The sequence below is a fragment of the Cohnella phaseoli genome (assembly GCF_003386235.1).
GTDB lineage: Bacteria > Bacillota > Bacilli > Paenibacillales > Paenibacillaceae > Cohnella > Cohnella phaseoli.
The window spans coordinates 232,364-251,231 of record NZ_QRDZ01000004.1; the positions used below are offsets into that span (position 1 = coordinate 232,364).

Below are 18,868 nucleotides of genomic sequence, written 5' to 3' on the forward strand. Positions count from 1 at the left end.
GAGGAGGAGATCGGTTTGCGTTTTCAACGAAGTATGACCGTCCTATTATCGCTATGCATGACGATCGGAATGTTCGGAGTCAACCTGTTTGCACGGAGCTCGACCGCATCGGCGAACGGGCAGACGCTGACGGCGGAAATGTGGCGGGTGGCGGAGATCGGGATGAGCAGCGCGGTTGCGTACAGCAATCCGTTTCTGGATGTTGAGGTGACGGCGACCTTCACGGGACCGGGCGGAGAGGTGATCGTTCGTCCGGGCTTCTGGGACGGCGGGAACGAGTGGAAGGTGAGGTTTGCCCCGACCGCTCTGGGAGAGTGGAGCTATCGGATTTCCAGCAGCGATCCCCTCAACGCGGGATTGAAGCTTAACGGTACGCTGACGGCCGTTCCGTACTCCGGGGACCGGGAAATCTACCAGCGCGGCTTTCTTCACGTTAGCGATGAAGGGTCGCATCTGTCCTATGCGGACGGAACGCCGTTTTTCTGGCTGGGAGACACCCATTGGTTCTTCGATAAAAACGAGTCCTGGGATACGTCGAACAAGCCCGGCACGTCCTCGCAGTTTAAAAGCATAGTCGACCGAAGAGTCGCGCAGAAATTTACCGTGTACCAGAGCGTCATTTTTGGCCCGCACGATTCCTACTGGGCCGCGGGACAGCAGGGAACGGAGATCAATCCGGATTATTTCAAGAACGAGCTGGATCGCAAAATGGCTTACATCGCCGACAGCGGCCTGGTCAACGCATTCGGAATCGGCTTTCACTCGAATATCGACGGCTTCGTGCAAGGCTCCGAAAGATTGGCCGCTTATGTCGCGGCGCGCTATGGAGCTTATCCGGTCGTCTGGATTACGTCTGGTGAAGGAGCGGGCTACGACCTAGGTCCCCGCGAAGCCCGGATTGACGGTTGGAGGAGCGTCGGCAAGGCAATCAACAAGTACGACGGCTACAATCATCCGCAGACGGCTCATAGCACGGCTTTGACGGAGAAGGAGAGCCTCGGTCTGCCGCAGTTCTATGAAGGGGAGGGCTGGTTCGACTTCGAAATGTTCCAGGGCGGCCATCAGAAAATGGTGCCGAGCGGGGATTACGATTACTATCATCGGCAATACGGGCTTCCGTTCCTGGAGTCGGAAGCGAATTACGAGCAAATTTATAACGGTTGGGCCACCGATACGATTGTGCGGCAGTCCGCCTACCGTTCCGTTCAAGCCGGGGGGATGGGCTACGGCTACGGCGCGCACGGAATCTGGAACGCATCGTGGGACGATGCGGACACGGCGAACGACTACGGCTACGGGCATCGCAACTGGTACGACGCGATAGATTTCGTCGGCGCCGACCAGATGACTCATTTGATCGATTTCTACCGTTCGCTTGATTGGCAGCGAATGACGTATCGCCCAACGGGGTGGGCGACCTGGACAGGCGAGCATGCGGAGGAGCTGACCGATCCGCTGCTTCGCGCCGACGATGCGGCCAATGCGGTGACGGTGTACTTCAATGCGGATAACTCTTCGCAAGGTACGCTGACGCAATTGGATGCCCAGGCCGCTTACGAAAGCCGCTGGTTTAATCCGCGCACGGGAGCCTATACGACGATCAACGGTTCGTTTACGCCGGCCGGCGGAGCTTGGTCCGTTCCGGAGAAGCCGGACGCTCAAGATTGGCTGCTGCTGGTGAAGAAGCTGACTCCGTCGCCTTCGACGCTTGTCCCCGCGTCGCTGGAAACGCTCGTATCGCAGGGCAAGCCGGCAAGCGCCTCGACAATCAATCAAGGCACGCTCGTTCCCGCCGATGCGGCATTCGACGGAGACTACGGCACGTTCTGGACGGCGGCGGACGGCCAGTTCCCGCAATGGCTGCAAGTGGACTTGGGCAAAATCTACGAGCTGTCGGGCATTGAGCAAACGTTCTATAACGCGAACGACTGGAACTACGCCATCGAAGGCTCGACGGACGGTCAAAGCTGGCAGCGCTTGATCGACCGTACGGGCGCGCCCGTATACGGTACGAAGTTTGCCGAGCGGGTCAGCGGCAAGGCTCGTTACGTCCGCCTGCTGGCGACCGGTTCCTCCAACGACTGGGCGTCGAGCACGGAGTTCAAGGTGTACGCGAAAATCAATTCGGCCGCGGCTGTCCGATCGACCGCGTATTTGGTAGACGACCGCGAACGGACGGTCAGCAAGGTGCCGGCCGGGACGTCGGTGCAGCAGTTTATGGACGACGTCGTTCCGAGCGTTAATGCGTCTATGCGGCTTCTGCTCGCAGATGGGGTTACGGAGGTTACGCAGGGAAGCGTCGGCAACGGCATGACTCTGTCCGTCGAATCCGAAGACGGCTCGACCGTTCGTTCCTACACCGTGCAGACGGTATCCAACAAAGGGGTTAATCTGGCGAGGACGGCGACCGTTACCGTCTCATCCGTAGAGAACGAGTTTTATTCCGCGGCTAACCTAATTGACGGTAACAGCGATACGCTGACCTGGTCGGGCTGGGCGGCCAAGCTGTTCCCGGCGTGGGTGGAGCTGGATTTCGGCAGCGAGAAGACGTTTAACCGGATCGACCTGTATACGAAGAAAAACTATGAACAAAAAGAATACACGATGCAGATCTGGAACGGTACCGCTTGGACCGATCTGTTCCCGACGGTGACGGACAACACGGCGGATCATCGGGCGCACGTGTTCGAGCCGGTCGCGGCCTCCAAGCTGCGGGTATGGATGACGCGAGGCAACGTCCAGCAGGATACGGAGCCCTCGGAAGGTCAGCCGGGCGAGAAGGTGGCGCGAATCAACGAGCTGGAGGTGTATCTGTCTCCCGGCGATAAGCTGATCGATCAACTGACGGTACAAGGAGCCGGAGGCGTGAACGAAATCGTCTCGGCTGGCGGGACTTTGCAGATGACGGCGACGGCCCAGCCCTCCGATGCGTCCGAGCTTGGAGTTGTCTGGACCGTAACCGGAACGGACGATGCGCCGACTACGCTGGCTTCCATCTCGAAGGGCGGCTTGCTGACCGCCAAGAAGAACGGAACCGTGAAGGTGACGGCTGCGGCGCTCGACGGTTCGGCGGTGAAAGCCAGCGTGTCGGTCGCAATCTCCGGGCAGTCGACGGAGCCCCAGAGCGAGCTGCTGTCGCTGAACAAGCCGGTGCAGGCTTCGAGCGTGAACGGCCCGGCGGAGGCGGCGACGGACGGGAACGAGAGCACGGCGTGGATCGCATCGGACGGCACGTTCCCGCAATGGATCGTTGTCGATTTGCAGCAGGTTTACGAAGTCGATCGGATCGACCAGACGTTCTTTAACGAGGATCAATGGAAATACAGGCTCGAAGGCTCGACAGACGGCACTGCTTGGACGGAGTGGATCGACCGTACGACCAACCAACAAGCGACCTCGTCGTTCTCTCACGCGGTTGACGGAACCGCCCGTTACGTGAAGATGACGGTGACCGGCGCCAAGAGCGAATGGCCGAACTGGGCTTCCAGCGTGGAGTTTTCCATCTACGGGAAACCGCCCGCAGTCGATCCCGGTAATGGCAACGGGAACGGAGAAGGCAACGGCGGGGAAACTGGCAACAACGGAAATAACGGAAACGGAGGAGAAACGGGCAATTCTGGCGGTAGCGGCAATAGCGGCAGCGGAGCCGGCGGCGCGCAGACCGGCCAGGCCGGAGGCGGGGCGTTGAGCTGGGCCGACGGCTCGGGCGGCAAACCGGAGCTTGCGCTGCTGCAACCGGCCGACGGCACGAACGCGTTTCGCATCGACGCAGCGTTGCTAGGGCAGGGCTTCGCCCGAACGAAGCCTTCGGCGAACGGGGTGGAGACGGTTGCGATCAAGCTTCCGGCCGCGGCAGGCGCAACCTCCTACACTCTGGAGCTGCCCGCCTCTGCGTTAAGAGACGGTCAAGCCGGTCAGCGGCTCGAAATCGTCACGCCGCTCGGCAAGCTGCTTGTCCCGCTTAACCAGCCGGAAGGCAGCGTGTGGAGCAACGCGGCCCGCATCGGAATTGCGCTAGCGACCGAAGGCTCGTCCGTCGCTATACGCTGGACGGCCGACGGCAAGCCAATTTCCTTCCCGGAATCGATACGCCTGGCCCTGCCGGTTCCCGCATTCGAGCGGGAAGGAGATCGTGCGGTTGTCCGCCGAATCGATAAGGAAGGCCGAGCCGCGACGCTGGCGCTGTCCAGGTTCGACTCCGCGGCAGGCGAGGTATGGTTTAACGGAAGCGACTCATTCCGCTACGAGACCGCCGTCGTCAGGAAAAGCTTTAGCGATCTCGGGAATAGAAGCTGGCTGTTGGAGCCGATCCATATGCTTGCGGCCAGGGATATCATCAAGGGAGTAACAAGTACGGAGTTTAAGCCGGATCTCCCCGTTAGCCGCGCGGAATTCGTGGTCATGCTGATGCGAATGCTCGATGAAGGCGAGCCTGTCGAAGCTGCTGCGGAGACCGACTTCCCGGATGTGAAGCCGGGCAGCTACTATTACAATGCGGTCAGAGCGGCAAAAGCGCTTGGCATCGCACAGGGAGACGGGTACAATACGTTTAACCCCGCCGGCTCGCTCAGCAGGCAGGATATGAGCGTGCTGCTTGCCCGACTGCTCTCGCGGACCGGAGCGGCGGAAGCGCCGTCCGACGGAAACGACAACGGATTGGCGCATTATGCGGACGATGCCGAAGTGTCCCCGTATGCTCGTTCAAGCCTGGAGCTTCTGACGGCGGAGGGCATTATGGAGGGCGACGGCAAGCTGCTGCATCCGCGGAAGGAGCTGACCCGGGGGGAAGCCGCCGCAGCGTTGTTCCGGATGCTCAAGAGGATGGAGAACGATTTGCTTCAATAGCAAAGGAAAAAACAGGGAGAAGAGCTAAACCGTTCTCCTTGTTTTTCCTATTTATCCGCAAGGGGGAAGCGATCTGAATTTGCTCAGACGGCTGAACGGCCACTTGAAATGGAAGCTCTTCTATCGAATCACGTTCGTCAGCATTATTCCGATCGTCGTTTTTGGATTTTTCCTCTACCGTTACCTTCAAGATCAAACGAACGACAAATACAACGACTACACGCAGAGGCTAGTGCAGCAAATTACGAGCAATCTGGACAGCAACATGCAGGAGCTGGACAAAATCATTACCCCCGTTTATTATTCGGACGAGCTGACGGACCTGCTTATGGGCACGGGGAAGTTTGACTATTTCAGCAATTACAAGCTGCTTACCGGAGTGTTTTACAACTCCATTTATTCGCGCAATTCAATTTACGACCTTGAGCTGTTCAACCTGCAGGGAGATCGGGTTATTGCCGTGAACGGCAGCCTGACGACGGGCAAGGAAGCTGAGGAAGAGTGGTTCCGGGATACGCTGGCCCAGAAAGGAGAGCGGCATATTTTTCTGGAGCGGGTGGCCAGGGAAGGCCGCGAGGACTTCGTCGTGTCCATGTCCCGTGCGATTTACGATTTGAACGCGTTTACGATTATCGGCGTCATCCGAGTGAACGAAAATCAGCGGGAAATCAAGCAAAACCTGCTGGATGTGCAGATGGATTACGACAGCGACGTCGCCGTCCTGACCGACGGAGGGGAGCTCGTCTACAGCAGCAACTCCGAGCTTGTCGATTCGCGCTCGCTGGACGGCTTGATGGAGGATGTGGCGGGCGCCACGGGCAGCGTGAGCGATAACCGGGCGATGCTGAACGGCAGCCCCTACTTGCTCGCGATGCGCGAATCGCCGTATTCGGGCTTTAAAGTCGTGCTGTTAACGCCGGAATCGGAAGTTCTCAAAGAGAGCGATCGGGTCAAGAACTACTTTAGCTACTTTCTTGTCATTTATTTGCTGACGACGCTGGGCATCGCGCTGGGGCTGGCTCATCATATTTCCAAGCCGATCGTGCAGATTCGGGGGAAAATGAAAAGCGTGGAGCAGGAAAACTTCGACGTTCGGGCGGAGGTGCGGGGGACCGACGAGATCGCGCAGCTCAGCAAAGGCTTTAACCAAATGGTCAAGCAGATCGACTCGCTTATTCACGAGAAATACGCGATGAAGCTGCATAAGCGCGAGGCCGAGTTGAAGGTGCTGCAAAACCAGATCAATCCGCATTTTCTGAACAATTCCCTGTCGTCGATCATCGGTTTGCTGCAATCGGGCGGAGCGCCGCAGTCGGGAGCCAACGACGCGGCGATCCGGATGATCGCCTCGCTGTCGCACATTTTCAGATATAATCTCGATACGCATGAGCAGACCGTCCGGCTGGCGGACGAGCTCGGCAACGCGAAGCACTATTTGGCGCTGCAACAGATCCGCTTCGACGATCGATTGGATTGCCGCTTCGAGATCGAAGAGGGCTGTCTGGATTGCGAGGCGCTCAAAATGTCATTGCAGCCGCTGATCGAGAATGCGATCATTCACGGCGTGGAGCCCAAAAGAGGGACAGGCGAGGTGCTCATCTACGCCCGGAAGCGCGACAGCTTCCTGATTGTCGGAATCGCCGATAACGGAGCGGGCATGGCCGAGGAGCGGCTTGCCGAGATTAACGAGCTTCTGCAAACCGGGGCGGAGGAGCAAAGGTCGCTTGCCGATCGCGAGGCGGGCGTGTTTAACGTCAACGCCCGCGTCCAGCTTCTGTACGGAGACGAATACGGTCTGAGCCTGAGAAGCAACGAAGAAACGGGGGAAGGCGTCGTAGCCGAGCTGCAATTGCCGTTTAAACCTAGCCGGAGCGTATCGGCGTCGCCGACCAGACAGCATTAGATTCGAACATGACGGGGTGGGACGGATGATTAAAGTGTTTATCGTTGACGATGAGAAGTGGGTTAGGCAATCGATCAAGCATTCCATCGCTTGGGAGGAGCACGGCTTTGAGATCGCGAGCGAAGAGGACGACGGCTTGGACGCGCTGGGCAAAATTATGGAGCTGCGGCCGCAGATCGTCATCGCCGATATCCGCATGCCCGGCTTGGACGGCATCGAGCTGTTCAAGATGGTCAGAATGAAGCTCCCGCATACGCTGTTTATTTTCATCAGCGGATACAGTCATTTCAATTACGTGCAGGATGCTTTGAATTTGGGAGCGTTCAACTATATTTTAAAACCGATCGACGCAGGCAAGCTGCTGGAAGTGCTGCTTAACGCCAAGAGCAGGACGATCCAGCTCGAACAGAGCGTTCGCGATCAGGCTATGGCGAGGCATTCGCTCGGCATGCTGAAAAATCGGTTCCTGAACGCGCTGCTGGACGGCACGAGATTCGCCGAGACCGCTCTTGCCGCCAAGCTTAAGCAGTTCGGCCTGGCTTTCCCGTTCGGAGGTTTCGTCGTGCTGCGCATCGCCATCGACAACTACCGATCTATCAAGCAGCATCTGAATTTCAACGACATCGAGCTGATGTCGTTCTCCCTGCGCAACATTGCCGCAGAAGTGATCGCGAAGTACGGGCTGATCGGCGCGATGGCCGATCTTTCTTCCGGGGAGCTTGCCGTCCTGCTGAACGTTCAGCAGGACGGCTGGGAGGAGACGGAGCCATACGTGCGCAAAGCCGCGGAGGAGATCGCCGCGTCGGTGAAGCAGTACCAATACTTCACCGTCACGATCGGAATGGGCGATCTTGTCGACGAGCTGGGACGGCTGAACGAATCGAACGCGCAGGCTGGAAGAAGCCTGGATTACCGGTTGGAGCTCGGCAACGACCGCGTGATCGCTCCTTCCGATCGCAAGGAGCGGGAAGATCGCTTCGACCTGCTCCCCGTCGAGGAAGAGACGGAGCTGCTCAAGCTGCTGGACGGCTTAAACCGACCGGCGTTTAACGAACGGATCGACAAGCTGTTCGGCTCGCTGAACGGGAGTCGGATTCGCCAACCGTTTCAGCTCGGCTTTCTATTCCGTCATATTTGCGGTTTAATCTTCATGATGGCGGCGCGCAAGGGGCATTCCACCTCCCATCTGCAGGAGGAGCAAAGGGCGGTTCACGATCAGGCGGAAGGGATGACGCAGGCGGACGAATTCCGGGAACTGCTAAAGAGCGTTGCCGACCGCTACTTGCTGGCCGCGGACGACGCGGGCGATCAAGGCGAGAAATCGAGCGCCGTCCGCAAAATGCGCGAATACGTGTACGCCCATTACGAGGAGAAAGTCGACCTTCAGGTGCTTGCCGGACATTTATACATGCATCCGGTCTATTTGAGCAAAATCTTTAAGCAGGAGACGGGCGGGAATTTCACCGACTTTCTGCTCGGTTATCGGATGAGCATGGCCAAGGAGCTGATGCGCCATAAGGCGTACGAGCTGTCGGACATCGCGCGCATGGTCGGGTTTGATGACTACAGCTATTTCAACAAGCAGTTTCGCAAGACGCAAGGCCTTTCCCCGCAAGAGTTCCGCAAAACCGTTGAAATGATTCCTTGACTTTGGTCAGGGAATTTTTTGCGTGCCGCCATCTTCGAAACAGGTTGAAATAGTACCAGCGAAGATTGAAATCGTCAAATTGTTTCACCGCCGGATATTGGGCTAGAATGGGCATACAGAGCGCTGCTGTAACGTTTTTCGCAAAATACGAGGAGGTCTATCCAATGAAAAAAAGCATGACGACGATTGCAGCAAGCCTTACACTGCTTATGGCCTTATCGGCTTGCGGCGGCAACAACGGGAATAACGGGAACAGCGGCAGTGCGGACAATTCCGCGGCGCAGCCGTCCGGCGGCTCCGCATCCGCGGAGGCTCCGGCCAAGGAAGTCACGCTTAGAGTAACGAGTTGGGTGCCGGAGATGAAGCCGGCCATGGAGAAGATCGGGGAGCAATTCGCCAAGGAAAATCCCGGAGTCACGGTTGACTTCAGCATTATCCCGGGCGATCAGTACGAGAACATTACGAAGACGAAGCTGTTGGCCAACGATGCGCCCGACCTGTTCTTCATGTTCGCAAGCAGGGTCGATGAGTTGGCCGCGAACGGTCTGATCGGGGAGCTGTCGGGAGCAAGCTTCTACGACCGGCTGCTGCCGGGCTTTCAGAAGAAATCGGCGGACGGCAAGCTGTACGCGCTTCCGGTCGACTACTCGGCCTACGGCGTGTTCTACAATCAGGACGTGTTCAAGAGCCTGAACCTGACCCCTCCCCAAACTTTTGCGGAATTACTGTCCGTCTCCGAGACGATCAAGGCCGCGGGAATCGAACCTTTTGCGCTTGGCGCCAAGGATTCCTGGACGATCGAAAATATGGCGCTGCCGATGTATGCGAGCATGACCAAGCCGAACGAGCCGAACTTCGGCAAAGATTTGTACGACGGGAAAGCGTCGATGTCGGACGCCGCGTTCAAACGCCCTTTCCTGGCTCTGGCCGAGCTTCAGGACAAAGGTTATATCAACAAAGGAGCGCTGGGCATCGATTATCAGCAATCCGTCGCTTCCGTGCTCGAAGGCAAGACCGCGATGATCGCGTCCGGCAGCTATGTCGTCGGAACGGCTTCGACCTTGGAGGCCGACGCTCAACTGGGCTATTTTCCGTTCCCTGCGGACGAAGGCGATCCCGGACTGCTCATGATCGTGGACAAATCCTTGGTATACAGCAGCAAAGGTAAAAACCCCGAGCTGGCGCAAAAGTTCATCGATTTCTTCGCTCGTGCGGATATTATGAAAATGCATATCGAAGGCTTAAACGCCATCCCTACGCTAGGGGACACGAACGCAGCTTTGCCGCAAGCGCTTCTCGATCTCGGAGCGAGCGCGGCCAAATTTCGCTCCTTCTCTCAAGGCTTCTATCTGCCGGGCCGAGCGTACCAGACGTTTACCGAAAAGCTGCTTCCCGAGATTATTACGGGCAAGGGGGCGACGGACGCGCGGTTTGCGGAGCTGGATAAGCAATTGAAGGAGGAACTGCAAAATCCGAAAGTCGCCGTTCCATTCGAGGAGCAATGATGGCAAAGGAAATCCGAGCCTATGAGGAATAAAATCTGGACGTTGTTGTTTTTGGTTCCCGCCTTGTTTTTCTTTATCGCAACCGTGATTTATCCGTTGCTGTACAATTTTGTGCTTTCATTTACGAATTGGGACGGCTATTCGATGTCCGGCGTCCGGTTTATCGGATGGGACAATTACCGCAGTCTGTTCACGTTTCCGGATCTGCTGCAGCCGTTCGTCAATACGCTGAAATTCGCCGTTTTCACGACCGTTATCCAGAACCTGCTCCAGCTTCTGCTGGCGCTCGTTCTGGACAGCAAGCTGAAGACGAGAAGCTTCGCCCGCGTAGCCTTCTACATTCCCGCGCTGCTCAGCGGCGTCGTTCTGTCCTCGATCTTCACCTATCTGCTCGGCTACAACGGCGCCTTGAACGAGTTTTTGCGCTCCGCGGGCTTGGAATCCCTCGTGAACGACTGGTTCGGCAACGGAGATACGGCGCTCGGGCTGCTGATGGGCATCAACGTATGGCAGTGGACCGGCTTCGGGGCGATTATCTACCTGGCGGCGCTGCAAGGCATTCCGACGGACTATTACGAAGCGGCGAAGATCGACGGCGCCGGGGCGGGCAGCAGGTTCCGCCACATTACGTTCCCGCTGCTCATGCCTGCGGTGACGATTCTGACCTTCCTCGGCATCTCCGGCGGACTTAAGCTGTTCGAGCTTCCGTTCATCATTACGAAGGGCGGGCCGGCCGGAGCGACGAACACGATCGCGACGTTCATCTTCTCTCTGAACGCGGGCGGAAGGGTCGCGCTGGCCTGCGCGATCAGCATAGTCTTGATGCTGTTCATTGCTTTGCTGACGGGGCTGCAGCTGTTCGTGACGCGCAAGCGGGAGGTGGAGGCATGACGGCGACAAGCAAGCGTTGGCGCTGGCTGGCGGAGACGGCGCTGGGGGCGGCCGCGCTTCTGATGCTCCTTCCGCTGCTCTATATGACGGTGTCCAGCTTCAAGACGATGAAGGAAAACGCCAAGCCTCTGTCGCTTCCCGGCAGCTTGAACTGGGACAACTACGGCACTGTATTTACCGAATCCAATGTGTTCCGAATGTTCGGCAACAGTCTGTTCGTTACGACCGTATCGATGATCCTGATCGTTATCGTCGGTTCGATGGCCGGCTATGTGATCGGGCGTTCGCGGAAGCGGTGGGCGAACGGCGTGTACTTGTTTTTTCTCAGCGGAATGATGATCCCTTTTATCGGCTCGATCGTTCCGATGTACCAGATGGTCAAATCGCTGCATATGATCGACAATTTGCTGCTGCTCATTCTGATTCCGATCGGAGGAGCGATGCCGATGGTCATTCTGATCTACACCGGCTTCGTCAAATCCGTGCCGCGGGAATTGGAGGAGTCGGCTCACATCGACGGAAGCGGCTTTCTGCGAACCTATTTTCATATTGTGTTTCCGCTGCTGCTTCCCGCGACTTCGGCGGTCGTTATCACCAATATTATCGCGCTGTGGAACGACTTCATGACGCCGCTTCTGTTCATCTCTTCGGAGAGCAAGCATACGATCGCCCTCGGCATCTATGCGTTCATGTCCGAGAAGACAAAAGATTGGGGAGCGGTCTATGCGCTAACGACGGTGACCGTCATGCCTCTGGTGCTTGTTTTCCTGTTCGGCCAGAAGCAATTCTATAAAGGCATTACGAGCGGCGCTGTTAAAGGTTAGCCGGGACGATCGCGAATGGGGCTGTCTCATAAGTAAACAGAGTCGAACCAAATGATTATCATCGACGGTTAATGTCGAGGGCATCTATCTCCTTCCGATGCTATACGATCCCGAAACCTGAATGGGTAAACCCGTGATAAGGTGGTTTCAGGACCGTATGAGGCAGTCTCCAGGAGATAGATGCCCTTCTTTTTCATCGATAATCTTCTACGCCCTTACATACGAGACAGTTTTATTGGACAATGGGAAGATCCCCGAGGGTTGGGCGGGGCTTTTCGTCACGAATGTTATTGACAGAAGAAATCCGGGCTTTGTATAATATAAAACAAAGGTAAAAGCTTTTACCTAATTAAACGAGGTGCGTGTCATTAGATAGGAGGGGCATATTGCCGAAAATCGTAATCGAAGAGCCGGTTCCTCATCGCATATTTCAAAGAAATTCGGATGATCGGGCAGATATCTCTTTCTCTCTCGTCGTCATGGAAGCGTTTCAAGGCAAGGTGGAAATTCGGATATCCGATTCATCATGGCAAACGGTAGGGAGAGTCAATCAATCGCTCGAACGCTTTAAGGACAAGATTGAAAGCGTTGCCGTTGGCCAACATTTCGTGGAAGCGCGGATCATTCACGAGCAAACGGGCGAAGTTCTGGAAGAGACGCGGATCGATCCGATATTCGTAGGCGACTTATGGCTCTTGGCGGGGCAATCCAACATGGAAGGCTGCGGCAAACTCATCGACTGCGAACAACCGCAATCCGGCGTCAGTTGCTTTTATTTCGGAGACCGTTGGGATATCGCGGTCGATCCGCTAAGCTGGCAGCTTGAGTCGGACGATCCGGTTCATTGGGGCGATACGGCAGACAGGCAGAAGGCTATTCGGGATCATCGGGAGCATCGGGTTAACGGAAGCGGTCTCGGGCTTGCTTTCGGCAAACATCTACTACGGGAGACGGGCGTTCCCATCGGACTGATTATGGTTGCGCATGGCGGCACTTCGATGACTCAGTGGGATCCCGGGCTTGCCGATCAAGGCGGAAGATCTTTGTACGGATCCATGCTGCGCATTATTCAAGTCGTCGGAGGCAAGGTAAAGGGATGTTTATGGTATCAAGGCGAGAGCGATGCGACAAGCGCGGATTCGCCGCATTATTTCGAGCGGTTCAGAAATTTCGTGCAGAGTCTTCGTCTGGACGCCATGGATTCCGCTCTTCCCTTTATTTATGCTCAATTGGCGCCTGTATTCATCACGCTTGGCACCCTTCCGGATTGGCCGGAAGAGTCACAATGGAACAAAATACAGCACGAACAGCTTCGAATGGAAAGTGAGTTGGAACGCATTCGTCTTGTGCCCGCCATCGATGCCAAGCTCGACGATTTTATTCACGTCTCCACGGAATCGTTAAGAGAGATCGGCCGAAGAATGGCTTGGGCGGCAATGGAAATCGCATACGGCCGGCCTATGGTTCGATCCGGTCCTCGCCTGTTGGGAACGTCATGGAATCGCGCCAGGACGGAGCTTCTATTGGATCTGGCTGGGGTAAACGGAGCTTTACGGCCGGTTGACAAAGTATTCGGATTTCGTTTGACGAGCGAAGGCGCTCCGGTGCCATTCGAAGCTTGCGTGTCGGATGATCGCAGTCAGATCGTGCTTCGATTTAGGGCTCCGGCTCCAGAAAATTGCGAATTATGCCACGGATCAGGGCTTAACCCCGTCATCAATGCAAGAGATGAATTGGGGATACCTTTGGTTGTATTCGGACCGATTCTCGTATAAATGTCCGGACCCTAAGAGGGTCTGGATTAATTATCCATTTTAAGTAAAAGCTTTTACCACCATAGAACGAGGAGACAGAAAAATGAAAGTGAATCTGATCGGCGCGGGAAATATCGCGGAATACCATGCGCGTTCTATTAAAGCATTAGGATACGAGCTCGGCATAATAGCGGATTTTAACGAAAAAGCGGCGAAAGCGCTAGCCGAGAAATACGGAAGCAGATGGACGACCAGCACGGATTCGCTATTATCCGAGCAAGCGGACCTTGTAACCGTGGCCGTGCCGAATGCTTACCACTTCGTAGTAGCCAGCGCGGCACTAAGTTCGGGTCACGCCGTACTGTGCGAGAAACCGATGACGCGATCGGCCGACCATTCCAAGCGTTTAGTCGAACTGGTCAAACAAACGGGATGCCCCTTTTTCGTCGGTTATATGAAGCGCATGCACCCGACGGTCCAGAAGTTCGCGGACTTTTCGTCGCGAATCGGACAAATGAGAAGCGGTTTGGTTCGGGTTTATCATCCCATGCCGAGAGAAAGCTGGCCGATGATTACCGAGCAGCTTGCGAAATTTCCAAGTACGCCTATGGATGGCGTGTTCGTTAATTCGGGGAGCCATATGCTCGATCTGCTGCTGAAATTCGCGGGTCCTGTGAAGAAAGTAATGGCGGCACGAATGCAATACGAAGACGGTTGTTATCCGAAAGCGGACAAGCTAGCCCATGCGCTGCTGGAGATGGAGAACGGTGCGACGATTGTCGTAGAATGCGGCTGGCTTCCGTTGTCCGGCGTTGGAAAAAGAGAGAACGGATGGGATGAATTGTTGGAGCTTCGCGGGGAGTCTGGACTGGCCACCCTGCATACGACCTGGTGGGAGCGGCCGCAGTTCGAATCTCCCGTGGCCGAACTGTGGGACGAATCGATCAAATCAAAGGAGTCGTATATCGGAGGCATGATCGACAATTTTCAGGAGGAATACCGTTGGATCGAGAAAGCCCTTGCCGGCGAAAATACGCCGCTAGCATCGGCGGAAGAAGCGTACGCGGTGGATCGATTAATCGACGATATTTTCGAGGCGGCAGGCGTTCCGATCCATGTAGAAGGAGTTTTGTCAGAATGAGCGCGGCGCACCGGGCGGATCGCGTGGATTGGAGAGAAAAGCTTGAGCTTATCCGGAACGAGCTGCAGGCAAAAGGCAAGGCACTGCAAGGAGCTTTCAAGCTAAAAGAATGGCGGACAACGACGGGAGAGAGGACGCCGGAGCAAGCGTTGGACGAGCACGCGAACTGGCCTGAACATTCCTTGGTGTACGCTTGGTCACCGCGGGATGGCGATCGGATGTTCTTTAACCGCGTCTCCGTGCCGGCCATGGTGATGGGTATCCCCCTTCTTTCCTCCCAAATTGGCTTGGAGCTGTGGTTGAATATTGGGGCCGCGGTTTATGTCAACGGCGAAGCGGTCTACCAGGTCGATTACTGGGCGGATACGCAAGTCGTGCCGATCGAGTTAACGAAGTCGGCAGGCGGAAACGATACATTCGACTTATTTATTCAATGTAAACAAGGAGACGGCTTCGGTTATTTCCAGATGGCGGACATTCGCATCGACGCTTTGGACGAATGGATCTTTCAACTGGATACATTGGAGGAGGAGCTGGGATTCGTCCGGTTTTTGATCGAGAACGGCGATATCTCGGAAGAGGTCATAGCCGGAACGCTGCATGAAGCATTGGAAGCATTCGATCATGACGCCTTAATAAACAATCGTTGGGAAGCTGTGGAAGCGAACATAAAGGAACTCCGTTTCCGCTTATCCTTCCTTCGTCCTTATGCCAAATCTTATAAAGTGCATCTGGTCGCTCATGCTCACATCGATATGAATTGGCTGTGGCCATGGAGCGAAACGGAGAGCTTGATCGTTCGGGATTTCGAAGCGATGCTCGGGATCATGGAGGAATTTCCCCAAGTTTGTTTCTCCCATAGCCAGGCTGCGACATACCGACTCGTTCAGAGCCGTTATCCGAAGCTTTGGGAACGGGTAAAGCGTCAAGTGGAACGGGGCGTCTGGGACGTGACCGCCTCCACGTGGGTGGAGGGAGATCTGAACCTGTCGGGGTACGAGTCGCTCGTTCGTCAGTTCCTTCTCGGCAAATCGTACGCCCGAGAACAGCTAGGCGTAGATCCTATCGTCTGCTGGGAGCCGGATACGTTTGGACATCCGGCCACGATGCCACAAGTGCTGGCCGGAGCGGGCATTAAGTATTACTACCACAGCAGAGCCGGGCGGGGGATTCCCGTGTATTGGTGGGAAGGGGCAGAGGGTTCGCATATTCTCGTCTATAACGAGCCCAGTCCGACGGGGTACATGGGCCGCATTTTCGCTACGCGGATCGTTCCCGGATTAACGGCATTGGCGCGAAGCTACGGTTTAAAAACGGATATGTACGTCTACGGAATCGGCGATCATGGAGGCGGGGCAACGCGACAGGACGTGTTACGGGCGATAAGGCTGAATGAAAGTCCGCTTCTTCCGCGTTTCGAATTTAGCAGAACGGTCGATTTTTATGAGGAACTGGAACGGTTCGGCTCGCGTTTTCCCGTCATTCGAGGAGAACTGAATCCGATCTTTACGGGCTGCTACTCCAGCCATGGGGATATCAAGAGAGCGAACCGTCGAACGGAACACGCCCTCGTGCAAGCGGAGACTCTCTCGTCTATCGCCGATATTCGCCACTGGTCTCTTAGGAAATCTCCCGAAGTCGGAGCGGGTGGGGACCGCATCGGGGAGCAGCTAGCCGAAGCTTGGCAGAGGCAATGCTTTAACCAGTTTCACGACATCCTGTGCGGTTGCTCTATTCGGTCCACTTACGACGAGGCCGTACCGGCTGCCGAACAAGCGGAGAAAACGGCAGAACTCGTTAGTCGGAAAATGATGAGGCGGATTAACGAGGCTTCTGCAGAGTCGCCGTCCGCCAAAAAAAATCGAGAGCAGACGCACGAAACCTTGGTCGTCTTTAATACACTGTCCTGGCATCGCACGGACGCGGTTGTCTTGCGACGGGAGGATTACCCCGACGCCGAGCATTGGAAGGACGGGGATTGGCTTGAGGATGAGGCGGGCAAACGAGCCGATCTTCAATGCACCGGGGGGGAGATTGTATTCGTAGCAAAGGGGATCCCCCCGCATGGGTATAAGGCTTATCGTTACTACAGAGCCTCCGAGGCGCCGAAGACGAACCCGGATTGGAGCATTCTCTTGTCTCCATTTGGAAATCCGATCCTGGACATCGGCAGGTACCGCACGGAAATCGACCATGAATCCGGCACGATCATCGACTTGAAGGACAAAGAGTCGGGAAAGCGCTACAGTTACCCGCATGAATGGTCCGACCGATCGCCAAAGGGAAAACTGAATTTGCTAGAGGTTCAGTACGAAGCTCCCCATGCGATGTCCGCATGGATCATTGGAACGATCTCCGGGACGAGACGTCTCGTCGAAGGGGCCGACGTCCGCATGCTTCATCAAGGGCCGGTATTTCAGGCAGTCGAAATCAAGCATCGATTCAACGAATCGGAGATTTGTCAGCAGATCCGGGTTTACCGGGAGCTGAACCGCATCGATTTTCCGACAGTGGTCGATTGGCGAGAGCAGGGTTCGGGAACTCGGGAAGCCCCGATGTTGCGAGTATCGTTTACGCCTTGCATTAAGGCTGCGGAGCATACTTCTCATATCCCGTTCGGCACGATCGAACGACCGGCGGACGGAACGGAGATTCCCGCGCTGCATTGGATCGACGTGTCCGAATCGGCAGGAGATGAGGGTTACGGAATGACCTTGCTCAATACCGCCAAATACGGGCACTCGATTCAAGGGAATACGATGACGATGACCTTAATCCGTAGCTCGTACGAGCCGGATAACTCGGGGGACGTAGGCCGTCATGAATTCACTTACTCCGTTTATCCTCATTCAGGGAATTGGAGGAAGTCGCATTCCGATCGAAGGGGATGGGAGATCAACCAGCCTTTGAAAGCGATTCTTCTTCACTCGAATGAGTGCGTGAGAGCCGACTGTTTCAGCGCTTTGCAAGTGGAGGAGCTCACCGCGGACGGCTGGAGGGAGGCGACAGGGACGATCGTCTCCGCGTTCAAACCTTCCGAAAGGGTCGGGGGCGGCAATGTCAAAACGGTCCGACTCGTTCAAATGCATGGAAACGCCGTCCAAATACGTATCCGTGCTGCCATGCCGATGAGGGCGGTGGAAGAAGTCGATCTACTGGAGGAGCCGATCCGTACGATCGTGAACGCCGAAGGGAGCCTCATGGAAATTGGCGGAATAAAGGAGGGAGAAATTCGGACGATTCGTCTCCATTTCAATACACATGAATAGGAGTGTTCCCGTGTTCTATCAAAGCGCTTATGTAAAATCGCCTTGGAATTGCGAGCTGCGAACTTTGCAGCTCCCCGATAGTCTTCCGGATGCGCACGTTCTGATTCGAATAGAGGCTTGCGGGATTTGCGGAACCGATTTAAGCCATGCAGAGAATGGGATGGAGGAGTGGCAGCCCTTTGGTCATGAAGTCGCTGGCGTCATTGAACGAATCGGTTCGCATTGCGACGATCTGCAGGTTGGCGATACCGTCGTTCTGGAGTCGTCGGGCTTCTGCGGGCGATGCGATTGGTGTCGAGACGGAAGAGTGGACTTATGCAATAAGGCCCCTAACTTCTGGAAGTCGGGACCCTCGCTGGGATTTAGCGAGTATATGATCGTTCCTGCGTGCTGCGTTGTCCGTTATGAGGGGATGACTCCGGAAACGGCTTGTTTGGCCGAACCGGCAGGGGTCGCGTACGATATGGTCAAGACGGCGGATATTCGGCATGGGGATCGGGTATGCCTCGTCGGGCCGGGGCCAATCGGCTTGATGGCCATCCCCATGGCGATAAGGAGCGGCGCCGATGAAGTCGTGTGCGTGGGGCGCACGCGAAACCGCAAAAGATTGGAAGCAGCCGAGATGCTGGGCGCCCGAGTCGTCGCGAGCGATCTGCCCTTATCCGAACAGGAGGAGCTTCACGGCCGTTTCGACCGCGTGCTCGTCACCGCTCCGGTTCAGATGATTCCGCAAGCTTTGCGCTTGCTCGCTTACGGAGGAATTCTCTCCTACATCGGTATCGGCACCGAAGACGGGAGGATCGAATTCGACGCTAACGATTTCCACTATCGCAAGCTGCAATTGCGAGCAAGCTTTGCTAGTCCGGCGCTCTATTACCCTACCGTTCTGAAGATGCTGAAGAAGGGGACCATTCCCGCCGATACGATCATCTCCCATCGCATGCCGCTTAGGGATATCGCTGGAGCGATGACGATGTGCAAGGAGGACAAAGGGGCCACGATCAAGGTAGTCATAACCCCCGAAAGGAGGCGGGCATCCAACGAAGGTTAGCGGGAAGTTGCATTGTTTTATATAATGGGAAGATCAA

10 protein-coding genes are annotated in these 18,868 nt (G+C 56.0%); all 10 read left to right on the top strand.

Going from position 1 to position 18,868, the window contains the following annotated elements; translation table 11 throughout:
- Positions 1 to 15 precede the first annotated feature (15 nt).
- The 10 genes from DFP98_RS07225 to DFP98_RS07270 all read left to right on the top strand — a co-directional run bounded on the left by DFP98_RS07225 (position 16) and on the right by DFP98_RS07270 (position 18,831).
- A complete protein-coding gene (locus DFP98_RS07225) occupies positions 16 to 4,845 on the top strand; it encodes a discoidin domain-containing protein (protein WP_147310139.1) in 4,830 nt (1,609 codons plus the stop codon).
- A gap of 79 nt (positions 4,846 to 4,924) precedes the next feature.
- A complete protein-coding gene (locus DFP98_RS07230) occupies positions 4,925 to 6,748 on the top strand; it encodes a cache domain-containing sensor histidine kinase (protein WP_116059899.1) in 1,824 nt (607 codons plus the stop codon).
- Positions 6,749 to 6,773: 25 nt separating this feature from the next.
- Positions 6,774 to 8,396 carry a response regulator gene (locus tag DFP98_RS07235; protein WP_116059900.1) on the top strand — a complete coding sequence of 541 codons (1,623 nt, stop codon included), beginning with the start codon at positions 6,774 to 6,776 and terminating at the stop codon, positions 8,394 to 8,396.
- A 164-nt stretch (positions 8,397 to 8,560) separates the two neighbouring features.
- Entirely contained in the window at positions 8,561 to 9,901 is a 1,341-nt protein-coding gene (locus DFP98_RS07240) for an ABC transporter substrate-binding protein (protein WP_181917536.1), read from the top strand.
- A 21-nt stretch (positions 9,902 to 9,922) separates the two neighbouring features.
- On the top strand, positions 9,923 to 10,792 hold the full coding sequence (locus DFP98_RS07245) for a carbohydrate ABC transporter permease (protein WP_116059902.1): 870 nt from the start codon (positions 9,923 to 9,925) through the stop codon (positions 10,790 to 10,792).
- A complete protein-coding gene (locus DFP98_RS07250) occupies positions 10,789 to 11,616 on the top strand; it encodes a carbohydrate ABC transporter permease (protein ID WP_116059903.1) in 828 nt (275 codons plus the stop codon). Before DFP98_RS07245 ends, DFP98_RS07250 begins: the two co-directional genes overlap by 4 nt.
- A gap of 386 nt (positions 11,617 to 12,002) precedes the next feature.
- Entirely contained in the window at positions 12,003 to 13,391 is a 1,389-nt protein-coding gene (locus DFP98_RS07255) for a sialate O-acetylesterase (RefSeq protein ID WP_116059904.1), read from the top strand.
- An 82-nt stretch (positions 13,392 to 13,473) separates the two neighbouring features.
- Positions 13,474 to 14,511: a Gfo/Idh/MocA family protein gene (locus tag DFP98_RS07260; RefSeq protein WP_116059905.1), complete on the top strand. Its 1,038-nt coding sequence runs from the start codon at positions 13,474 to 13,476 to the stop codon at positions 14,509 to 14,511.
- Entirely contained in the window at positions 14,508 to 17,780 is a 3,273-nt protein-coding gene (locus DFP98_RS07265; RefSeq protein ID WP_116059906.1) for an alpha-mannosidase, read from the top strand. Before DFP98_RS07260 ends, DFP98_RS07265 begins: the two co-directional genes overlap by 4 nt.
- Before the next feature lie 10 nt (positions 17,781 to 17,790).
- Positions 17,791 to 18,831 (top strand): zinc-dependent alcohol dehydrogenase, encoded by a 1,041-nt coding sequence (locus tag DFP98_RS07270; RefSeq protein ID WP_181917537.1) that lies wholly within the window; start codon positions 17,791 to 17,793, stop codon positions 18,829 to 18,831.
- Positions 18,832 to 18,868: the final 37 nt, after the last annotated feature.

Bases quoted from the DNA above. Each gene is read 5' to 3' on its own strand.
- DFP98_RS07240 (WP_181917536.1), top strand. From the start codon at position 8,561: ATGAAAAAAAGCATGACGACGATTGCAGCAAGCCTTACACTGCTTATG.
- DFP98_RS07245 (WP_116059902.1), top strand. From the start codon at position 9,923: ATGAGGAATAAAATCTGGACGTTGTTGTTTTTGGTTCCCGCCTTGTTT.
- DFP98_RS07250 (WP_116059903.1), top strand. From the start codon at position 10,789: ATGACGGCGACAAGCAAGCGTTGGCGCTGGCTGGCGGAGACGGCGCTG.
- DFP98_RS07265 (WP_116059906.1), top strand. From the start codon at position 14,508: ATGAGCGCGGCGCACCGGGCGGATCGCGTGGATTGGAGAGAAAAGCTT.
- DFP98_RS07260 (WP_116059905.1), top strand. From the start codon at position 13,474: ATGAAAGTGAATCTGATCGGCGCGGGAAATATCGCGGAATACCATGCG.
- DFP98_RS07235 (WP_116059900.1), top strand. From the start codon at position 6,774: ATGATTAAAGTGTTTATCGTTGACGATGAGAAGTGGGTTAGGCAATCG.